16 protein-coding genes and 1 pseudogene are annotated in these 12,440 nt (G+C 43.8%); 8 read left to right on the top strand and 9 right to left on the bottom strand.

What is annotated here, in order from left to right; translation table 11 throughout:
• Positions 1-8 precede the first annotated feature (8 nt).
• The 6 genes from RIG27_RS16970 to RIG27_RS16995 form a co-directional block, all read right to left on the bottom strand.
• Entirely contained in the window at positions 9-173 is a 165-nt protein-coding gene (locus RIG27_RS16970; protein ID WP_446347039.1) for a DUF5908 family protein, read from the bottom strand.
• A 2-nt stretch (positions 174-175) separates the two neighbouring features.
• Positions 176-658: a phage tail protein gene (locus tag RIG27_RS16975; RefSeq protein WP_446347041.1), complete on the bottom strand. Its 483-nt coding sequence runs from the start codon at positions 656-658 to the stop codon at positions 176-178.
• A gap of 147 nt (positions 659-805) precedes the next feature.
• Entirely contained in the window at positions 806-1,267 is a 462-nt protein-coding gene (locus RIG27_RS16980; protein WP_446347043.1) for a phage tail protein, read from the bottom strand.
• A gap of 182 nt (positions 1,268-1,449) precedes the next feature.
• Positions 1,450-2,850, bottom strand: coding sequence for a phage tail sheath family protein (locus tag RIG27_RS16985; RefSeq protein ID WP_446347045.1), 1,401 nt, complete (start codon positions 2,848-2,850; stop codon positions 1,450-1,452).
• A 19-nt stretch (positions 2,851-2,869) separates the two neighbouring features.
• The gene (locus RIG27_RS16990; protein WP_446347047.1) at positions 2,870-3,742 is read right to left on the bottom strand and encodes a hypothetical protein; all 873 of its coding nucleotides are present in this window, start codon (positions 3,740-3,742) and stop codon (positions 2,870-2,872) included.
• A gap of 38 nt (positions 3,743-3,780) precedes the next feature.
• Positions 3,781-4,359 carry a DUF4255 domain-containing protein gene (locus tag RIG27_RS16995; RefSeq protein ID WP_446347049.1) on the bottom strand — a complete coding sequence of 193 codons (579 nt, stop codon included), beginning with the start codon at positions 4,357-4,359 and terminating at the stop codon, positions 3,781-3,783.
• Positions 4,360-4,920: 561 nt separating this feature from the next.
• Between RIG27_RS16995 and RIG27_RS17000 the strand changes: the two genes are divergently transcribed.
• Genes RIG27_RS17000 through RIG27_RS17020 form a run of 5 tightly spaced genes read left to right on the top strand, consistent with a single transcriptional unit; the run spans position 4,921 to position 6,735 of the window.
• Complete coding sequence (locus RIG27_RS17000) at positions 4,921-5,022, top strand: DUF2887 domain-containing protein (protein ID WP_446347051.1); 102 nt, start codon at positions 4,921-4,923, stop codon at positions 5,020-5,022.
• 40 nt (positions 5,023-5,062) lie between these two features.
• Positions 5,063-5,593, top strand: a complete 531-nt coding sequence (locus tag RIG27_RS17005) for an Rpn family recombination-promoting nuclease/putative transposase (protein WP_446347069.1) — start codon at positions 5,063-5,065, stop codon at positions 5,591-5,593.
• A gap of 35 nt (positions 5,594-5,628) precedes the next feature.
• Positions 5,629-5,964 (top strand): hypothetical protein, encoded by a 336-nt coding sequence (locus tag RIG27_RS17010; protein WP_446347053.1) that lies wholly within the window; start codon positions 5,629-5,631, stop codon positions 5,962-5,964.
• A 37-nt stretch (positions 5,965-6,001) separates the two neighbouring features.
• Positions 6,002-6,247, top strand: a complete 246-nt coding sequence (locus RIG27_RS17015; RefSeq protein ID WP_446345433.1) for a UPF0175 family protein — start codon at positions 6,002-6,004, stop codon at positions 6,245-6,247.
• Entirely contained in the window at positions 6,244-6,735 is a 492-nt protein-coding gene (locus RIG27_RS17020; RefSeq protein WP_446347055.1) for a DUF3368 domain-containing protein, read from the top strand. Before RIG27_RS17015 ends, RIG27_RS17020 begins: the two co-directional genes overlap by 4 nt.
• 46 nt (positions 6,736-6,781) lie before the next feature.
• Here RIG27_RS17020 and RIG27_RS17025 read toward each other — a convergent pair.
• Together RIG27_RS17025 and RIG27_RS17030 are read right to left on the bottom strand one after the other, a co-directional pair.
• Positions 6,782-6,955: pseudogene (locus RIG27_RS17025) on the bottom strand (IS200/IS605 family accessory protein TnpB-related protein); the annotation flags it as partial.
• Positions 6,956-7,001: 46 nt separating this feature from the next.
• Positions 7,002-8,954 (bottom strand): ATP-binding protein, encoded by a 1,953-nt coding sequence (locus RIG27_RS17030; RefSeq protein ID WP_446347057.1) that lies wholly within the window; start codon positions 8,952-8,954, stop codon positions 7,002-7,004.
• Positions 8,955-9,164: 210 nt separating this feature from the next.
• Here RIG27_RS17030 and RIG27_RS17035 point away from each other — a divergent pair, with 210 nt between their 5' ends.
• The 3 genes from RIG27_RS17035 to RIG27_RS17045 all read left to right on the top strand — a co-directional run bounded on the left by RIG27_RS17035 (position 9,165) and on the right by RIG27_RS17045 (position 11,224).
• Positions 9,165-9,815 (top strand): 2OG-Fe(II) oxygenase, encoded by a 651-nt coding sequence (locus tag RIG27_RS17035; RefSeq protein ID WP_446347059.1) that lies wholly within the window; start codon positions 9,165-9,167, stop codon positions 9,813-9,815.
• Positions 9,816-9,957: 142 nt separating this feature from the next.
• Entirely contained in the window at positions 9,958-10,590 is a 633-nt protein-coding gene (locus RIG27_RS17040) for a Uma2 family endonuclease (RefSeq protein ID WP_446347061.1), read from the top strand.
• 421 nt (positions 10,591-11,011) lie between these two features.
• A complete protein-coding gene (locus tag RIG27_RS17045) occupies positions 11,012-11,224 on the top strand; it encodes a hypothetical protein (protein WP_446347063.1) in 213 nt (70 codons plus the stop codon).
• Positions 11,225-11,495: 271 nt separating this feature from the next.
• Here RIG27_RS17045 and RIG27_RS17050 read toward each other — a convergent pair whose 3' ends face one another.
• Positions 11,496-12,137 (bottom strand): eCIS core domain-containing protein, encoded by a 642-nt coding sequence (locus RIG27_RS17050; RefSeq protein WP_446347065.1) that lies wholly within the window; start codon positions 12,135-12,137, stop codon positions 11,496-11,498.
• Between the last annotated feature and the right edge of the window lie 303 nt (positions 12,138-12,440).

Genomic DNA, 12,440 nt, shown 5'->3' on the forward strand with positions numbered 1-12,440 from the left:
GTTTCCCCTTACCGTTCTTTTTTTCGTTCTAATATTTTCAAGACTTGTTCGACACAAGCCGTCACAATGGCGTCTGTTTCCTGAGCACCTGCTCCCCTGGGGGAGAGAGAATGAGTGGGATTTGACTCAACAATCGTGGCGCGAACAATTAATTCTTTAATTTCTACTGGCATAGTTAAAGTCTCAGATTTTGAAAGCGTGTATAGGCTAATTCCATGGTGTCGATAACCACTGCATTTTTAGTGGCATCCAGGTCAGATACTGTCCAAGTTACTGGATAGGCATTCTTAAATAACCAACTGGCATGGGGATTACTTTTTTCATTGAGAAGCATCACCAAAACATTACTGGGTGAAAACTTCATTAAATCCATAGCCAGTCCGAATTCGATATTTAGGGGGGAACCCTTGACCATTCCTCGTTTGAGAACTAAGTTCTGATAAGTGACCCGTTTCGGCAAGCGATGTGTAAACAGATTTTCACCGCCCTCTGTTACCTGTTCAGTCTCAATGGTAGAAGAAATACCGGACACCGTTTGAAAGCGAATATCCAAAGGATTCGGCACAACTCCAGCGATGAAAAAGACAACCATAAAGTGACTCCCGATGGGCGGAATTTGGTCATTCGGAAGTTCTGGGATAGTTGGAGGATCAGGCATATAAGTAGGTGGACATAATTAACGTGAACGGTGGAGATCGTCATTCGTCCTTTGTCATTTGTCCTTTGTAAGGGTTTGAGGCTTGTTTTCAAAACTTAGTTGGTGTGCTGTTTTCTTTTGTCCGACTATTTATCGCAATTTTATTGCTTATCCAGGATAATCTATTTTCAGACTACTTGCTATAAGTCCCAACGTTTCAATGGCAACTTCATTATTTGTGGCATTGAATGTGGGCGCATCAAGTTGATGGGGAAAAGCATCCGTCACTGTCCAAGAGACAACCGCTTCACCCGTCTCATCTAATAAGTCCACCCTCAAATCGCGCTTTTCTACCGTATTTAATTGAACGGTACTAATCCACTTAAAGAAATAATTGTCTCGTCTGACAACACCTTTGCTGAGGGTTAGGGTAACGTCAGCGGGCATTCCTGGCATTAGCTTAGATCCATCGCGATAGCTCATCCCATCGCGATAACTGATGGTTTCGTAGTTAATGTTTAACCCAGATACCTCGGAAAAGGCGACCGAATCTTCTCCCGCGATCGTGACTCGGTAGTAGAATACTGGAATCGGATATTTATCTTTGATATCTTGGATGGACGTTGCCATAACAGTTGTGACTCCTTAGGGTATTGAACGGACAAATGACGAATGACGAAATAAACTCCTTGAAAATCCCAATCATTCTCTCATTTTGAGAGAACTAAATGATCGGTGTAATCAGTGTGTGAATAAGCTCTCACCTCCCTACCCCCATCTCTCCAATAAATCCGTGAAATCAGTGTTTTAACTTACGCTTCTTGCAATTTATGGGAGAATCGCAAAATAATAAACTCAGCCGGACGAACAGCGGCAATACCAATTTCCACAATTAGGCGACCTTCTAAAATGTCCTGGGTGGTCATACTTTTACCCAAACCGACATTCACAAAAAATGCCTGTTCCGGTGTAGGTCCAGCTAATGCCCCCTGACGCCACAATCCCTCTAAATAGGTTTCAACCATGGTTTTAACTTTCAACCAGGTAATGGCGTTGTTCGACTCAAACACGACAAAGGACGTGGATTTCTGAATGGATTCTTCAATCAAATTGAACAAGCGGCGAACCGGGATATAACGCCATTCATTATCATTCCCCGCTAAGGTTCTTGCTCCCCAGACTAAGGTTCCTTTCCCGGTAAAACTGCGAATCGCGTTGATGGATTTACCACTGGTGGGTTCAATATTCAGATTTTCCTGTTCCTGGTTATTAATCTTCAGCGTCGGACCAATAACCGAGGCTAAACTAACATTAGCTGGGGCTTTCCAAACACCGCGATCGCGGTCTACACTAGCATACACTCCCGCCACCCCTGCACTGGGAGGTAAGACGACTCGTTTTTTCGCCAGTTCTGCCTTAACTCGGTTATAGAATTCAGTTTTTCCTTTATTCTCTGTCAGCGTTTTACTATCTGCCATAGTCACGGAATCATCCGTGTAATAGTAATTAATCGAGGTTTGCAAATAAGGATAGTAAGCCGCACCGTATTTCAAATCTTCAGTACCGATATTATCTCTGAATGCCTGGACTTCTTCGGCAATTTTTAGGGTTTCTACGCCACCCGCAGGCTCCAAACTATGTTTAACGTCAAAAATTGCAAACCGATCCTTCAATTCATTACATTGAGCCAACGCCGCTTGACAAAGGTCGTGATAATCCTGCACGGTGGGTAAATTCACGGCATCTGTGAACAGAATTAAAGTCGGTTCATCTTCTTTTTTTAATACCTCTAATCCTTTAATAAAATCATCCTTATTTTTCGTCGCGGAATCACTGTAACTTCCCACAGAGACGATGTAACAACTTCCCCCCCCATTATCAAAATAGAGGCGCAAGGCATAGTACATGAAATAGTTAACATCAGGGGGATTGAAGGGAGGAATTGGCTCAGGGGTACTATCAGCAGGAGGAGTATCGGGAGGCGAATCGACCGGAATCGTCAACGGGGTGGCTTCTGCTTTGCCGAACAGCGTTTCATAGTCCAACATGGAACTAATCCGAGTCGGCTTATTCGTCAGATCGCCTGGAGTAACGCGATCGGCTTTTTCGGTGTAGCCGATAAACGCAGGAATTGCGGTTGAGACTTCAGCAACGGAAGGTGGAAATGTGCTGATTTCTTCAACATATACAGCGGGTGTTTTATAACTTGTCATTGCTTTATTTTTTCAGAACTTATACGAATTTGAGGGCATTAATCACTTGAATCCCCGTCCGATTCGGCGGGTTGGGTAAATGGTTGATCCATACGGTGGGCTTACTTTTTTCATTTTGCTTTTGTTTTAACAATTGAATGTGTTTTCGTCCTTTTTCCTGACAATTAATTTCTGTTTCTGAACTAAATAAATATAATTGCTTTCCGGCAAATCGCTCAGTAAATACATGATACAATTGATCCCGATCTGATTGATTGATTTCATTTTTTGTAAACTTGATTTTTTCGGCTCTGGCATCTGCGGCATCTGCAATCAAAAAAACATCACCATTTGTTTCGGGTTCAGTGATTAGATAGTAGTACCAATGTTGCCGTTTAGATTGCCAGTAAATTTGGTATTCACTGGTTGGGGTTGAACCCTTCTGTAGGAATACTTTTGGCAGGGATGAATTATTGTAAATCGTGATGACTCCCAAATTATTCCGGTCTTGAGGCGGCAGTTTCGGTTCAGCTGTTTTGGGGTCGTATAATTTACTCTCTAAACTGGATAGACCGATTCCAGTAATTGTTTGATTGCTAAACCAATAAATGTAACGTTCATTTGGTGCCCTAGTAAATTTAGCATTAATATGAGTAAAGTCAAGAAAGCTGGGATTTTTGATTTTTAAGAGGAAGGTAAACACCAAATCATCCGTCAATTCCAGCCAGGGTTGACCCGTCTCAGTCACGGGGACGATAACCTGAATCCCATTCACTTTATTTTTCACCAGCAGACGATGACTCGCGAGGATTTGACGACATTCTGGAGTCGGCTCAATGTTGAGGTCAGGGCAAACCTTATTCTGGTAATAGTCGTGAATGATACTCACTTCAAACAGTCCTTGGTAATTCATTGAAACCATCCATTTATTCGTCGATGTTCACCCCTGAATCACATTGAAGCCGGAAATACATCAATATTCGTTATATCAGCGCCAACGTCTAAAGAGTCGATATCCTCAAAGACAACCATCCGGACTTTATAAAGAACAGAAGGCACATAAGGATTCCCCAAAAGACTCCAAATATCTTTCTCTTCTTTAAAGGGCAGATTAACCAGTTCAAGGGTCAATTTTTGAATGTCGGAACTGAGCGCTGGAGAATTTTGAGATTCAAAGATCCGATGACTGTGGAAAAAGGAAATAACCAGAGATAAAAGCTTTAAACACTGACTGTAATTAGTAAAGTTGGCGATGAACAGGACATAAAGATTCAAGTACAACAGATGGGGGAGCAGAGTCTTAGTCGGTAGGGCAGTGATGTCCCGTTGATGTTGATAAGCGGCTCCAGAGCGAAAGGTTCGCTCTTCTTCGATATTTACCAGTACAGCCGAGAGTGCTTCTTTCGGCAAGGTAATCTCTCTGGGCGTCCTTTCCTGAACAAAGACAACCTCGAAGCCTTCCACCCCAGTTTTGACTTTGAGGTAGCTATTGAGTTGATCTTTAAGGAAGGTGAAAACATGATCAATCATTGAAATACTGTCTCAGTAAACGTGTCTCTTTCGGAGTCGTGTTGCTGAATCAGCTGTGCCATATACAAGTACCGAAACCCAACGCCATCGCCAGCTTGTTGGGTTTCGCTGTCGCTCTACCCAACCTACAATAATATGTGTGCCAAACTGACATACTCCTCTTGATCTACCCCTGCTAATCGCTGATATTTTCCAAAAAATATCGGGTGCGCCCAAAAGCTTTTGAGTTTTAAACAGATTAAAAATATAATGACATAAACAAGGAGAAAATAAAACCATTTTCACAAAACTTAATTTATAAATTCTGTCCAAATCAGTTGTGAAATGGCAATCCTTGCTGGATCAGCTTTTCGGACTCATTTTTGTTCACAAATCATTTAGACTGCCGAGAATCTCAAACTACAACCAACTGCTAATAGAAACTTTTCAGTGCGATCGCGCTGTCGTTTCTGTCTTTTTCATAAGTTGCTGAATTTGTCAAGATGGTGGTGATAGGAATTTTCCGGTTCCGGGGCGGCACAGTATCAAGTGTCAACTGTGTGAGATTTGCCCAAGGAGAAAGTGAAAACCGACACCATTTTTTATAGCCTGTTTAAAGGGTTTCCCAGTATCTTCTTTGAACTAATTAACCAGCCCAGAGAACAAGCCGAAACCTATAGTTGATCAGAAAACTAAACGTGGACTGATTGATTTAATAGAAACCATCATTGTTTACAAATTACCGCAAAAAAGTAGGAAGGAGATAGAAGCGATGTTAGGGTTAAGTGAACTTAAACAAACTAAGGTTTATCAAGAAGCGAAGCAAGAAGGTTTACAGGAAGGTTTACAGGAAGGCAGACAGAAAGGTCAACTCAAAGCCAAGTTAGAAGCGATACCTCGCATGATGCAGTTAGGTTTGAGTTGGGAGATGATTGCGGAGGGATTGGATTTACCTGGGGAAGTGGTTCAACAAGCTATGCAGTCCTTCTCTGGACAGAATGTTCTGGCTTTTATTGAACTTTTACAGGAGCAACGAGAGCTTTTTTCGGCTCAAGATTTGGTGGATTTGGCTGAGTTAATTAAAGCGTTACCGGATCAGGTGGAAGACTTATCGAATGCGATCGCACTATGGTGTAAGCAGGATGGACATTCCCCACAGCGTCAGGCTTGGCGTGATGTTGTATCGGGTAAGGTGGCGGCTACGGTGGAGGAATGGTTGGCGACGAATCTTGCATCCCTGGAAACTAGCTGTTGAGTCTTCTGTTCATAAAGCGACGCTGCAACAGGCGATTGAGCATTGGTGACAAGTTAAGGCTGTGTGCCAATAGTCAAGGGGGTGCGATCGCATTACTTCGTCCTAATTCTGAGGCGGCGCGAGTTGTGTCTATGCTTGACCCTTCGGCTCCGCTCAGGGTCAACACCGAGCGAAGCCGAGGTGTTGAGGGGAAACCATCTCAGGGTCATCAAAGTGTTAGCGCCAGTCTCTGTGAGATGATTAGGATTGCGGATGAGGAAGAACTGGAAACCGCTATGCTGCTTTCTTGTCCGTCGTATGGAGAGGGCGTCAAACAGAGGTTGAACGGGTTAAATCGACTCTTTGACTCCCGAACAGCGGGTTACATCTGAATTAAAATGACTGGAAAGTAGGAGGACAAGCAAGCCGATGAGTTTAGTTATTTCTGATGAAATTATTAGAGCAAGTGGATTATCTGAACCTGATTTCCTCTTAGAAATTGTTCTGCTGCTATTTAAGCAGAAAAAAATCAGTCTGGCTAAGGCAAGTCATTTGCTAGGGATGTCCCGGATTCGGTTTCAGCACGAATTAGCGTCTCGTCAGATTCCGATTCACTATGATGTGGAGGATTTTGAGACAGATTTAAGCAATTTACGAGCAGCCGGACGATTGTGATTGTTATTAGTGATACATCTCCTATTACTAATCTGGCGGCTGTCGGACATTTGTCTTTATTGCAGCAACTCTATGGGGATATCATTATTCCTGAGAGAGTTTATCAGGAACTGACGGGCGCAGGGGATTCGATACCTGGATGTCGTGAAGTTCAGACGTTGGCGTGGATTTCTGTCCGTTCGGCGGTGAATCAGGAACAGGTGAGGTTGCTACAAGATAAGTTGGATGTTGGAGAGGCGGAAGCGATTACTTTGGCGGTTGAACTAGATGCCGATTGGTTATTAATTGATGAGGAGTTAGGCAGAACAATTGCCGCCGAGTATCAGATTCAGTTTACTGGGGTGTTGGGGATTTTAATCGAGGCGAAATATCGAGGGTTGATTACACAGGTTAAACCCCTATTAGATGAGTTGATTAGAACAGCCAATTTTTGGGTGAGTGATCGCCTTTATTCTCGTGTCTTGCAAATGGCTGGAGAAGCAGGGTAGGGATGTGAATGCAGCAAGAAATATTCTGATTTTGGCGATAGGGAGCCTCTAAGTCTAAGGCTGATGTTTTTGAAGTATAACTTTCCTCTTGAATGACTACCTTGATGCCTATTAATTCACACTTATAGGTAATCTGGTCGATTAACTTAGCATGAGGAATATTCACAAACTTTTGATTATGACCTTTGCCCAGATTAACCTCTTGTTTCCAGCCTTCATTTACAATTTTCTACAATTTTGCCCGCAACAGTTCAAAACCCTTCAGCTTAAGTCCATCCTCTGGTTTCTTCATCACTCAGCAATCGCTTCAACTTGAAACATTCCCGTTGTGCCCCTTGCAGCAAATGTTTCATCATCACGGGTTCATTGGCATCAGCCGCTAGAAACGCCGCATTCAGGGCAATATTGCGGATGTTGCCTCCGGGAAGATTGAGTTGTCCCAGTTTCTGGTAATCTAGCCCCTGGGTCGGAGTTTGTGGGGGGAAGATACGCCGCCAAATCTCGCTGCGGGAGGCGGCATCGGGGAGGGGAAACTGCACCACAAACCGAATCCGGCGCATAAAGGCGGTATCGATATCTTCTTTGCGGTTGGAGGTAAGGATGGCAAGTCCCTGATAGGCTTCCATCCGTTGTAACAAATAACTAATCTCCACATTCGCGTAGCGGTCATGGCTATCTTTAACCTCGGTGCGTTTGCCAAAAATTGCATCCGCTTCATCAAAGAGTAAAATTGCCCCTCCAGTTTCAGCGGCATCAAAGATACGCTGTAGGTTTTTTTCCGTCTCGCCAATATATTTACTCACCACTGCCGAAAGGTCAATGCGGTAGAGGTCAAGATGAAAGAGATTAGCTAGGACTTCTGCTGCCATGGTTTTCCCCGTACCGCTTTGACCGTAAAATAGGGCGCTGATCCCTAAGCCACGACTTCCTTTACCCGCAAAACCCCACTCTTGGTAAACTTTGGCACGGTGTTTCAAGTGGGTGGCGATATCCGCCAGAATCTGGCGCTGTTGTTCAGGAATCACTAAATCGTCCCAGACAGCAGTAGAGTTAAGGCGTTGGGCTAAGTCATCTAGGCGAGGACGCGCTTGGCGACGGCAGTAATCCCATAATAGGTCAGGGTTTGCAGGCGTTTGCCCATTTTCCGAGACTGAGGCGGCAATTTTATAGCGATCGCTGGCAGCTTGAATGGAGGATGAGCTGAGGTTAAACTGAGAGGCGAGCTGATCTAGATGTCCGTTGAGGTGGTTGCTGTAAGCACCCAGATGAGTTGACCAGATCACCCGCTGTTCTTGTGAACTGAGGGGGGGAACATCAAAGCAGTGAACTGGATAGAGTTTAGTTTTGATCCGTTCTCTGCCACTCAATAGAACTGGAGTCCGCAGATTTTCCACAAATGTAGACACAGATGAGGAATCATTGTCCGAGAGATGATCACAATCGAGAAGCAGAAAGCGATCGGTTAACCAAGCTTCTCGTTCCCAGCGTTGTTTGATAGTCAGCAGTTCCTGGGTTTGGCAGGGAAGGGAATCCGCCGACATGACGTGTAAGCTATAGCCTAAGCGATTGGCAATTTCTAACGCCATGCGATAGTTGGCGGACAATTCCCCACCTGAGAGTTGCAACACAGAAGTGTCGGGGGAGGATTCTGAGATGCTGGCGACTAATTGCTCGACAATCTGTTCTTGGGAGGGAGAGAGAACCAGAGTCGCTATACCAGTCGGTACGGTACTGACGATACCAGCCAATTTCTGATCATCGGCGTCTTCGCCTAAGAGATAACAGAGAATGCGCTGATCTAGAGCAATGCGAGACAGAGAAGCCGGATAACTGGCAGATAATTCAATTAATTGCCAGGAATGTAAGGGGGAAAGAGGCGACAAGACTGACCAACTGGCTTCTGGCAAAGAGGAAAGACATAAAGCCAGCGTGGGATAATTTTTTTGAGCATCGCCATGAACTTTGGCAAATAATTCGGCAAAAGAAGGCTCGATTTCAAATCCCAGACACAGAAGCAGGACATCCCGTTCAAATGAGGAGAGCGCGAAGCGTTGACACAGTACATCTAGGGTATAGGATGGTGAAAAAGGTTTAGGTTCGAGTGGGGGCTGCTCTGTGCCTTCAAGGGTATTTTCTAGATATTGACGGATACGCTCAAGGTCATGGAGCAGATTGTTAAAGTTTTCCAGTCGCCAGAGTGACATTAGGGATGTTTCCATAGATAAGTAGGTGGGAACAATTATAGGTAATGGATCTTATCGTTATTCGTCAAAACACTGATTTCACAGATTTATTGTCCAGATGGGGGTAGGGAGGTGAGAGCTTATTCATACACTGATGACACCGATAATTTAGTTCTCTCATCTTGAGAGAATGGTTAGGATTTTCAAGGAGTTTATTTCCACCAACCTACTTAAGGTAGATGATACATGAACAGAATAAGTGAGCCAAGAAGCATTGATCAACCTACGGATAAATTAAGTGTCTTCACTCGTTTGGGGTTACTTGTCGTCAAGAATTTTTTTGATCCTGAACTATGCCGGAGAATTCGAGAGCAAGTTCGCTCAACGAGTGATTGGCAATCAGGAGAGGTTCGTGATGATGAAAATTGGGTCGTCGATGAGACAGTCCGCAAAACTGAGTATGCTGGAGTTTCAGAATCGACAGAATTGTTGGTCAAACGTCGTTTAATGGCGCTTAAGCCCAGATTGGAAAGTCATTTCTCTGTAGAACTCACTGCCTGTGAAGGAGTAAATTTCTTGTTTTACAGTCAGGGTGGTTTTTATTTACCCCACCAGGATAGTAACATGGCAACGGATGCACCCGAGCTGTTACAAAAGCGTCGGGTGTCTGTTGTTATATTTCTGAATCAAGAAGCAGAGGAACCTCACCCCGATTGCTATGGTGGGGGAGCTTTAGTCTTCTATGGTTTGCTGAAAGATCCACGTTGGGCACAGTGGGGTTTTCCGATAAGCAGTGAAACGGGTTTATTGATTGCTTTTCCCTCCCATCTTATGCATGAGGTTGAACCAGTTACCCATGGCGAAAGATATACGATTGTGAGCTGGTTTTTTCTATAAACTGGAGTTTAGACTACGAGTAAGGATTGAGGTCTGTGTTGAGTTTATTAATTATCCTGGTTGCGCTCGCCTTTCAAAGGTATAGCGCTTCGCGCTGACTTCTGACTCTTGTGGTATCTTAGTAGAAAATGGGTTTTATCCTATGGTTACGACAATAACGCTAGCCGAGCAGAGAACCTTGCTTTTTAATATCAGTTGGCAAACCTTTAAAATAATGCTGACTGAAATGGGTTCTGAGCGATTAACCCGATTAGCATATAACTCTGGAATGGTCGAAATAATGACTCCACTAATGGCTCATGAAAATTCGAACCGATTCATTGAAGGCTTAGTTATTGTACTTTGCGAAGAGTTGGGCTTGGAGGTTAAACGAACGGGTTCATTAACGTTGACACGAGATGATTTGGAATGTGGAGGCGAACCAGACAGCAGCTACTACATTGAAAATGAGTTCTTGGTACGGGATAAACAAGAAATTGACTTAGCTTCTGATCCACCTCCAGACTTGGTATTAGAGGTAGAATACTCTCGATCTAAGGTTAATAAGCTTCAACTTTATGCAGCAATGGGGATTCCTGAATTTTGGCGTTATAACGGGAGCGTGTTGCGAATCTATAGACTTGAATCCGGAGAATATTTAGAGTCAAGTCATAGCGCTGTTTTTTTCCCTGTTGCAGTTAGGGAAATCCCCCGGTTTATCCAACAGAGTCGCAACGTTGGGGAAATAACCTGCACTCGTAATTTTCGTAACTGGGTGAAGCAGCAATTGCAGTGACGCTAACTAGAACTTGCTGCACAAAGCAGAAAATCTTAGCCATCAATGCTTTGAGATATAGCTTTGAGATATATTGACAGTTGCTTTTCTTATAGCGATCACTCTCAACATTGGTGGTTTTAGTCTAATTCTATGAAAGTGCAGAATAGCCAGCTTTCAGAAAATTGATAGTATGACTTCATCCCTTAGAGCAGCAACGCCAAGTTTGCGTTGCCAGGGTTTCCTTGTTCAGCTCTTTTATGAACAACATTCTTTGACCTTTGCCTCCAAGTTAGAGATCCTTTGAGTACTGCTCCCTACCTGTAAATCCCCCTCCTTGCCCGGATTTGAAAAGGGAGTACCACCTGCTTTACCTGCGGGTAAGCGCTGTATTGATCGTGTGTTTTGCCTTTTTTGCAGAGTTTTGGAGACATTACCAATCATGGAACTAAGGCCACGCAGAGAACTACCAGAATCAGAAGAGGTAGAGTCTGATTTGGCTGGGGTGGACGCTGAACTGGTCGCACTGCTGCCTTTGCTGCTCTCTTGGCGACTGGTTTTCCTTGAGTTTCCTTTCGATCTTGATGCCCGTGATTTCATCGTTATTCTCCAGGGTGTTACTAAGATACTTTGCTACTTACAGTTCAATAGTTAATAGGAATAAGCTTAAGGGAATTTTCTGATTTGTGCAAGTCTTTGGTTGTATGACTTTACAAAAATTAAAACACTTCAGCTGACTATCAGATCTGCCTGAATTTCTTCCTGTATGATGAGCAAAAAAGGCACTATAGCCAGATGCCATGCCCGAGTTTTTTGTCCAGTCAACCCACCTAATTAGAAGACGAAGGAAGCGGGAAAATTTGTATAAATGATTTGTGAAAATAAATGGGGTTAAAACCCTTACCCTGTAAGAATTTTGAAACTCTTTAGCCCGTTTGTTGTATGACATGGGTTAACTCGTGAGCCAGCAAATGTTTTCCTTCTGTACTACTCGGATTGTAGGCTCCCTGGTTAAAGAAAATATCTTGCTCAGTAGTAAACGCCTCCGCTTCAATGGCGTCATTCAACGCCTGGGCATTACTGTCTGTATGGATTTGCACATGGCTAAAATCTACTCCAAAAGCTTCCTCCATCTGCTCGCGAATATTTGATTCTAGGGGCATTCCTTTTCCGCTTTCCTGATCGATAGCTGCTTCTACTTCCGGAGACGCTTCCATTCCCCCATCATCAGTAGACTGTCTGTGTAAGGCTGATTCTCGTCGTATCGGTTGTATGTTTTCCGCGCTCACCTGTTCTACATTCGTTTCCATTTCCGGTTGTACCGACTCAGGAGATTCAATCTGTTGAATCACTTGTTCTGCCATAGCTTCGGCTTCTTGTTCATCCTGATCTTGCGGTTGACTAATCTGCATTTGTGGATGAATGCGAGTCCTTGTGGTGCGGGTAGCTGCTCGGCTCTTTTGTTGGAGGGTACGGGACACATTATCGACCAAGGAACCAGGACGATAGAAAACTCCACCGTAATCAGAACTATAATCGGAAGACGTGGATTCTGTTTGGGCTGTCATGGCAGAAACACTGGAAGAATCCTTGCTGCTGTTCTTCTCTTGGCGTGTTACATTTCTTGAGTCATTTTTTGAGCGGTGTGCCTTCATCGTTTGATTTACCATTAATTTGCGATCGGTGCGCCTCTAGTCATTAAATCAATGGACAAAAGTGGATTATGTGGTATAACTATAGCCATCATGCCGATGGATTGGTGTGCAGTATTTGTGGTTAATGATTTGAAGCTTCTGGATAGATGTGGAAATATCAAACTGCCCGGTTTTTCTAACTGTGACTCGACCAACATGAGTACCTGCGTTTTTCCC

This window comes from Coleofasciculus sp. F4-SAH-05 (assembly GCF_040222985.1).
GTDB classification, from domain to species: Bacteria; Cyanobacteriota; Cyanobacteriia; order Cyanobacteriales; family Coleofasciculaceae; genus Coleofasciculus; species Coleofasciculus chthonoplastes.

What these genes read in the sequence shown, in the direction of transcription:
- RIG27_RS17045 (WP_446347063.1), top strand. Translation starts at nt 11,012, where the DNA reads ATGGAACTAAGGCCACGCAGAGAACTACCAGAATCAGAAGAGGTAGAG.
- RIG27_RS16995 (WP_446347049.1), bottom strand. Translation starts at nt 4,359, where the DNA reads ATGATTGATCATGTTTTCACCTTCCTTAAAGATCAACTCAATAGCTAC.
- RIG27_RS16970 (WP_446347039.1), bottom strand. Translation starts at nt 173, where the DNA reads ATGCCAGTAGAAATTAAAGAATTAATTGTTCGCGCCACGATTGTTGAG.
- RIG27_RS17015 (WP_446345433.1), top strand. Translation starts at nt 6,002, where the DNA reads ATGAGTTTAGTTATTTCTGATGAAATTATTAGAGCAAGTGGATTATCT.
- RIG27_RS16985 (WP_446347045.1), bottom strand. Translation starts at nt 2,850, where the DNA reads ATGACAAGTTATAAAACACCCGCTGTATATGTTGAAGAAATCAGCACA.
- RIG27_RS17040 (WP_446347061.1), top strand. Translation starts at nt 9,958, where the DNA reads ATGGTTACGACAATAACGCTAGCCGAGCAGAGAACCTTGCTTTTTAAT.
- RIG27_RS17035 (WP_446347059.1), top strand. Translation starts at nt 9,165, where the DNA reads ATGAACAGAATAAGTGAGCCAAGAAGCATTGATCAACCTACGGATAAA.
- RIG27_RS16990 (WP_446347047.1), bottom strand. Translation starts at nt 3,742, where the DNA reads ATGAATTACCAAGGACTGTTTGAAGTGAGTATCATTCACGACTATTAC.
- RIG27_RS16980 (WP_446347043.1), bottom strand. Translation starts at nt 1,267, where the DNA reads ATGGCAACGTCCATCCAAGATATCAAAGATAAATATCCGATTCCAGTA.
- RIG27_RS16975 (WP_446347041.1), bottom strand. Translation starts at nt 658, where the DNA reads ATGCCTGATCCTCCAACTATCCCAGAACTTCCGAATGACCAAATTCCG.
- RIG27_RS17050 (WP_446347065.1), bottom strand. Translation starts at nt 12,137, where the DNA reads ATGACAGCCCAAACAGAATCCACGTCTTCCGATTATAGTTCTGATTAC.
- RIG27_RS17030 (WP_446347057.1), bottom strand. Translation starts at nt 8,954, where the DNA reads ATGGAAACATCCCTAATGTCACTCTGGCGACTGGAAAACTTTAACAAT.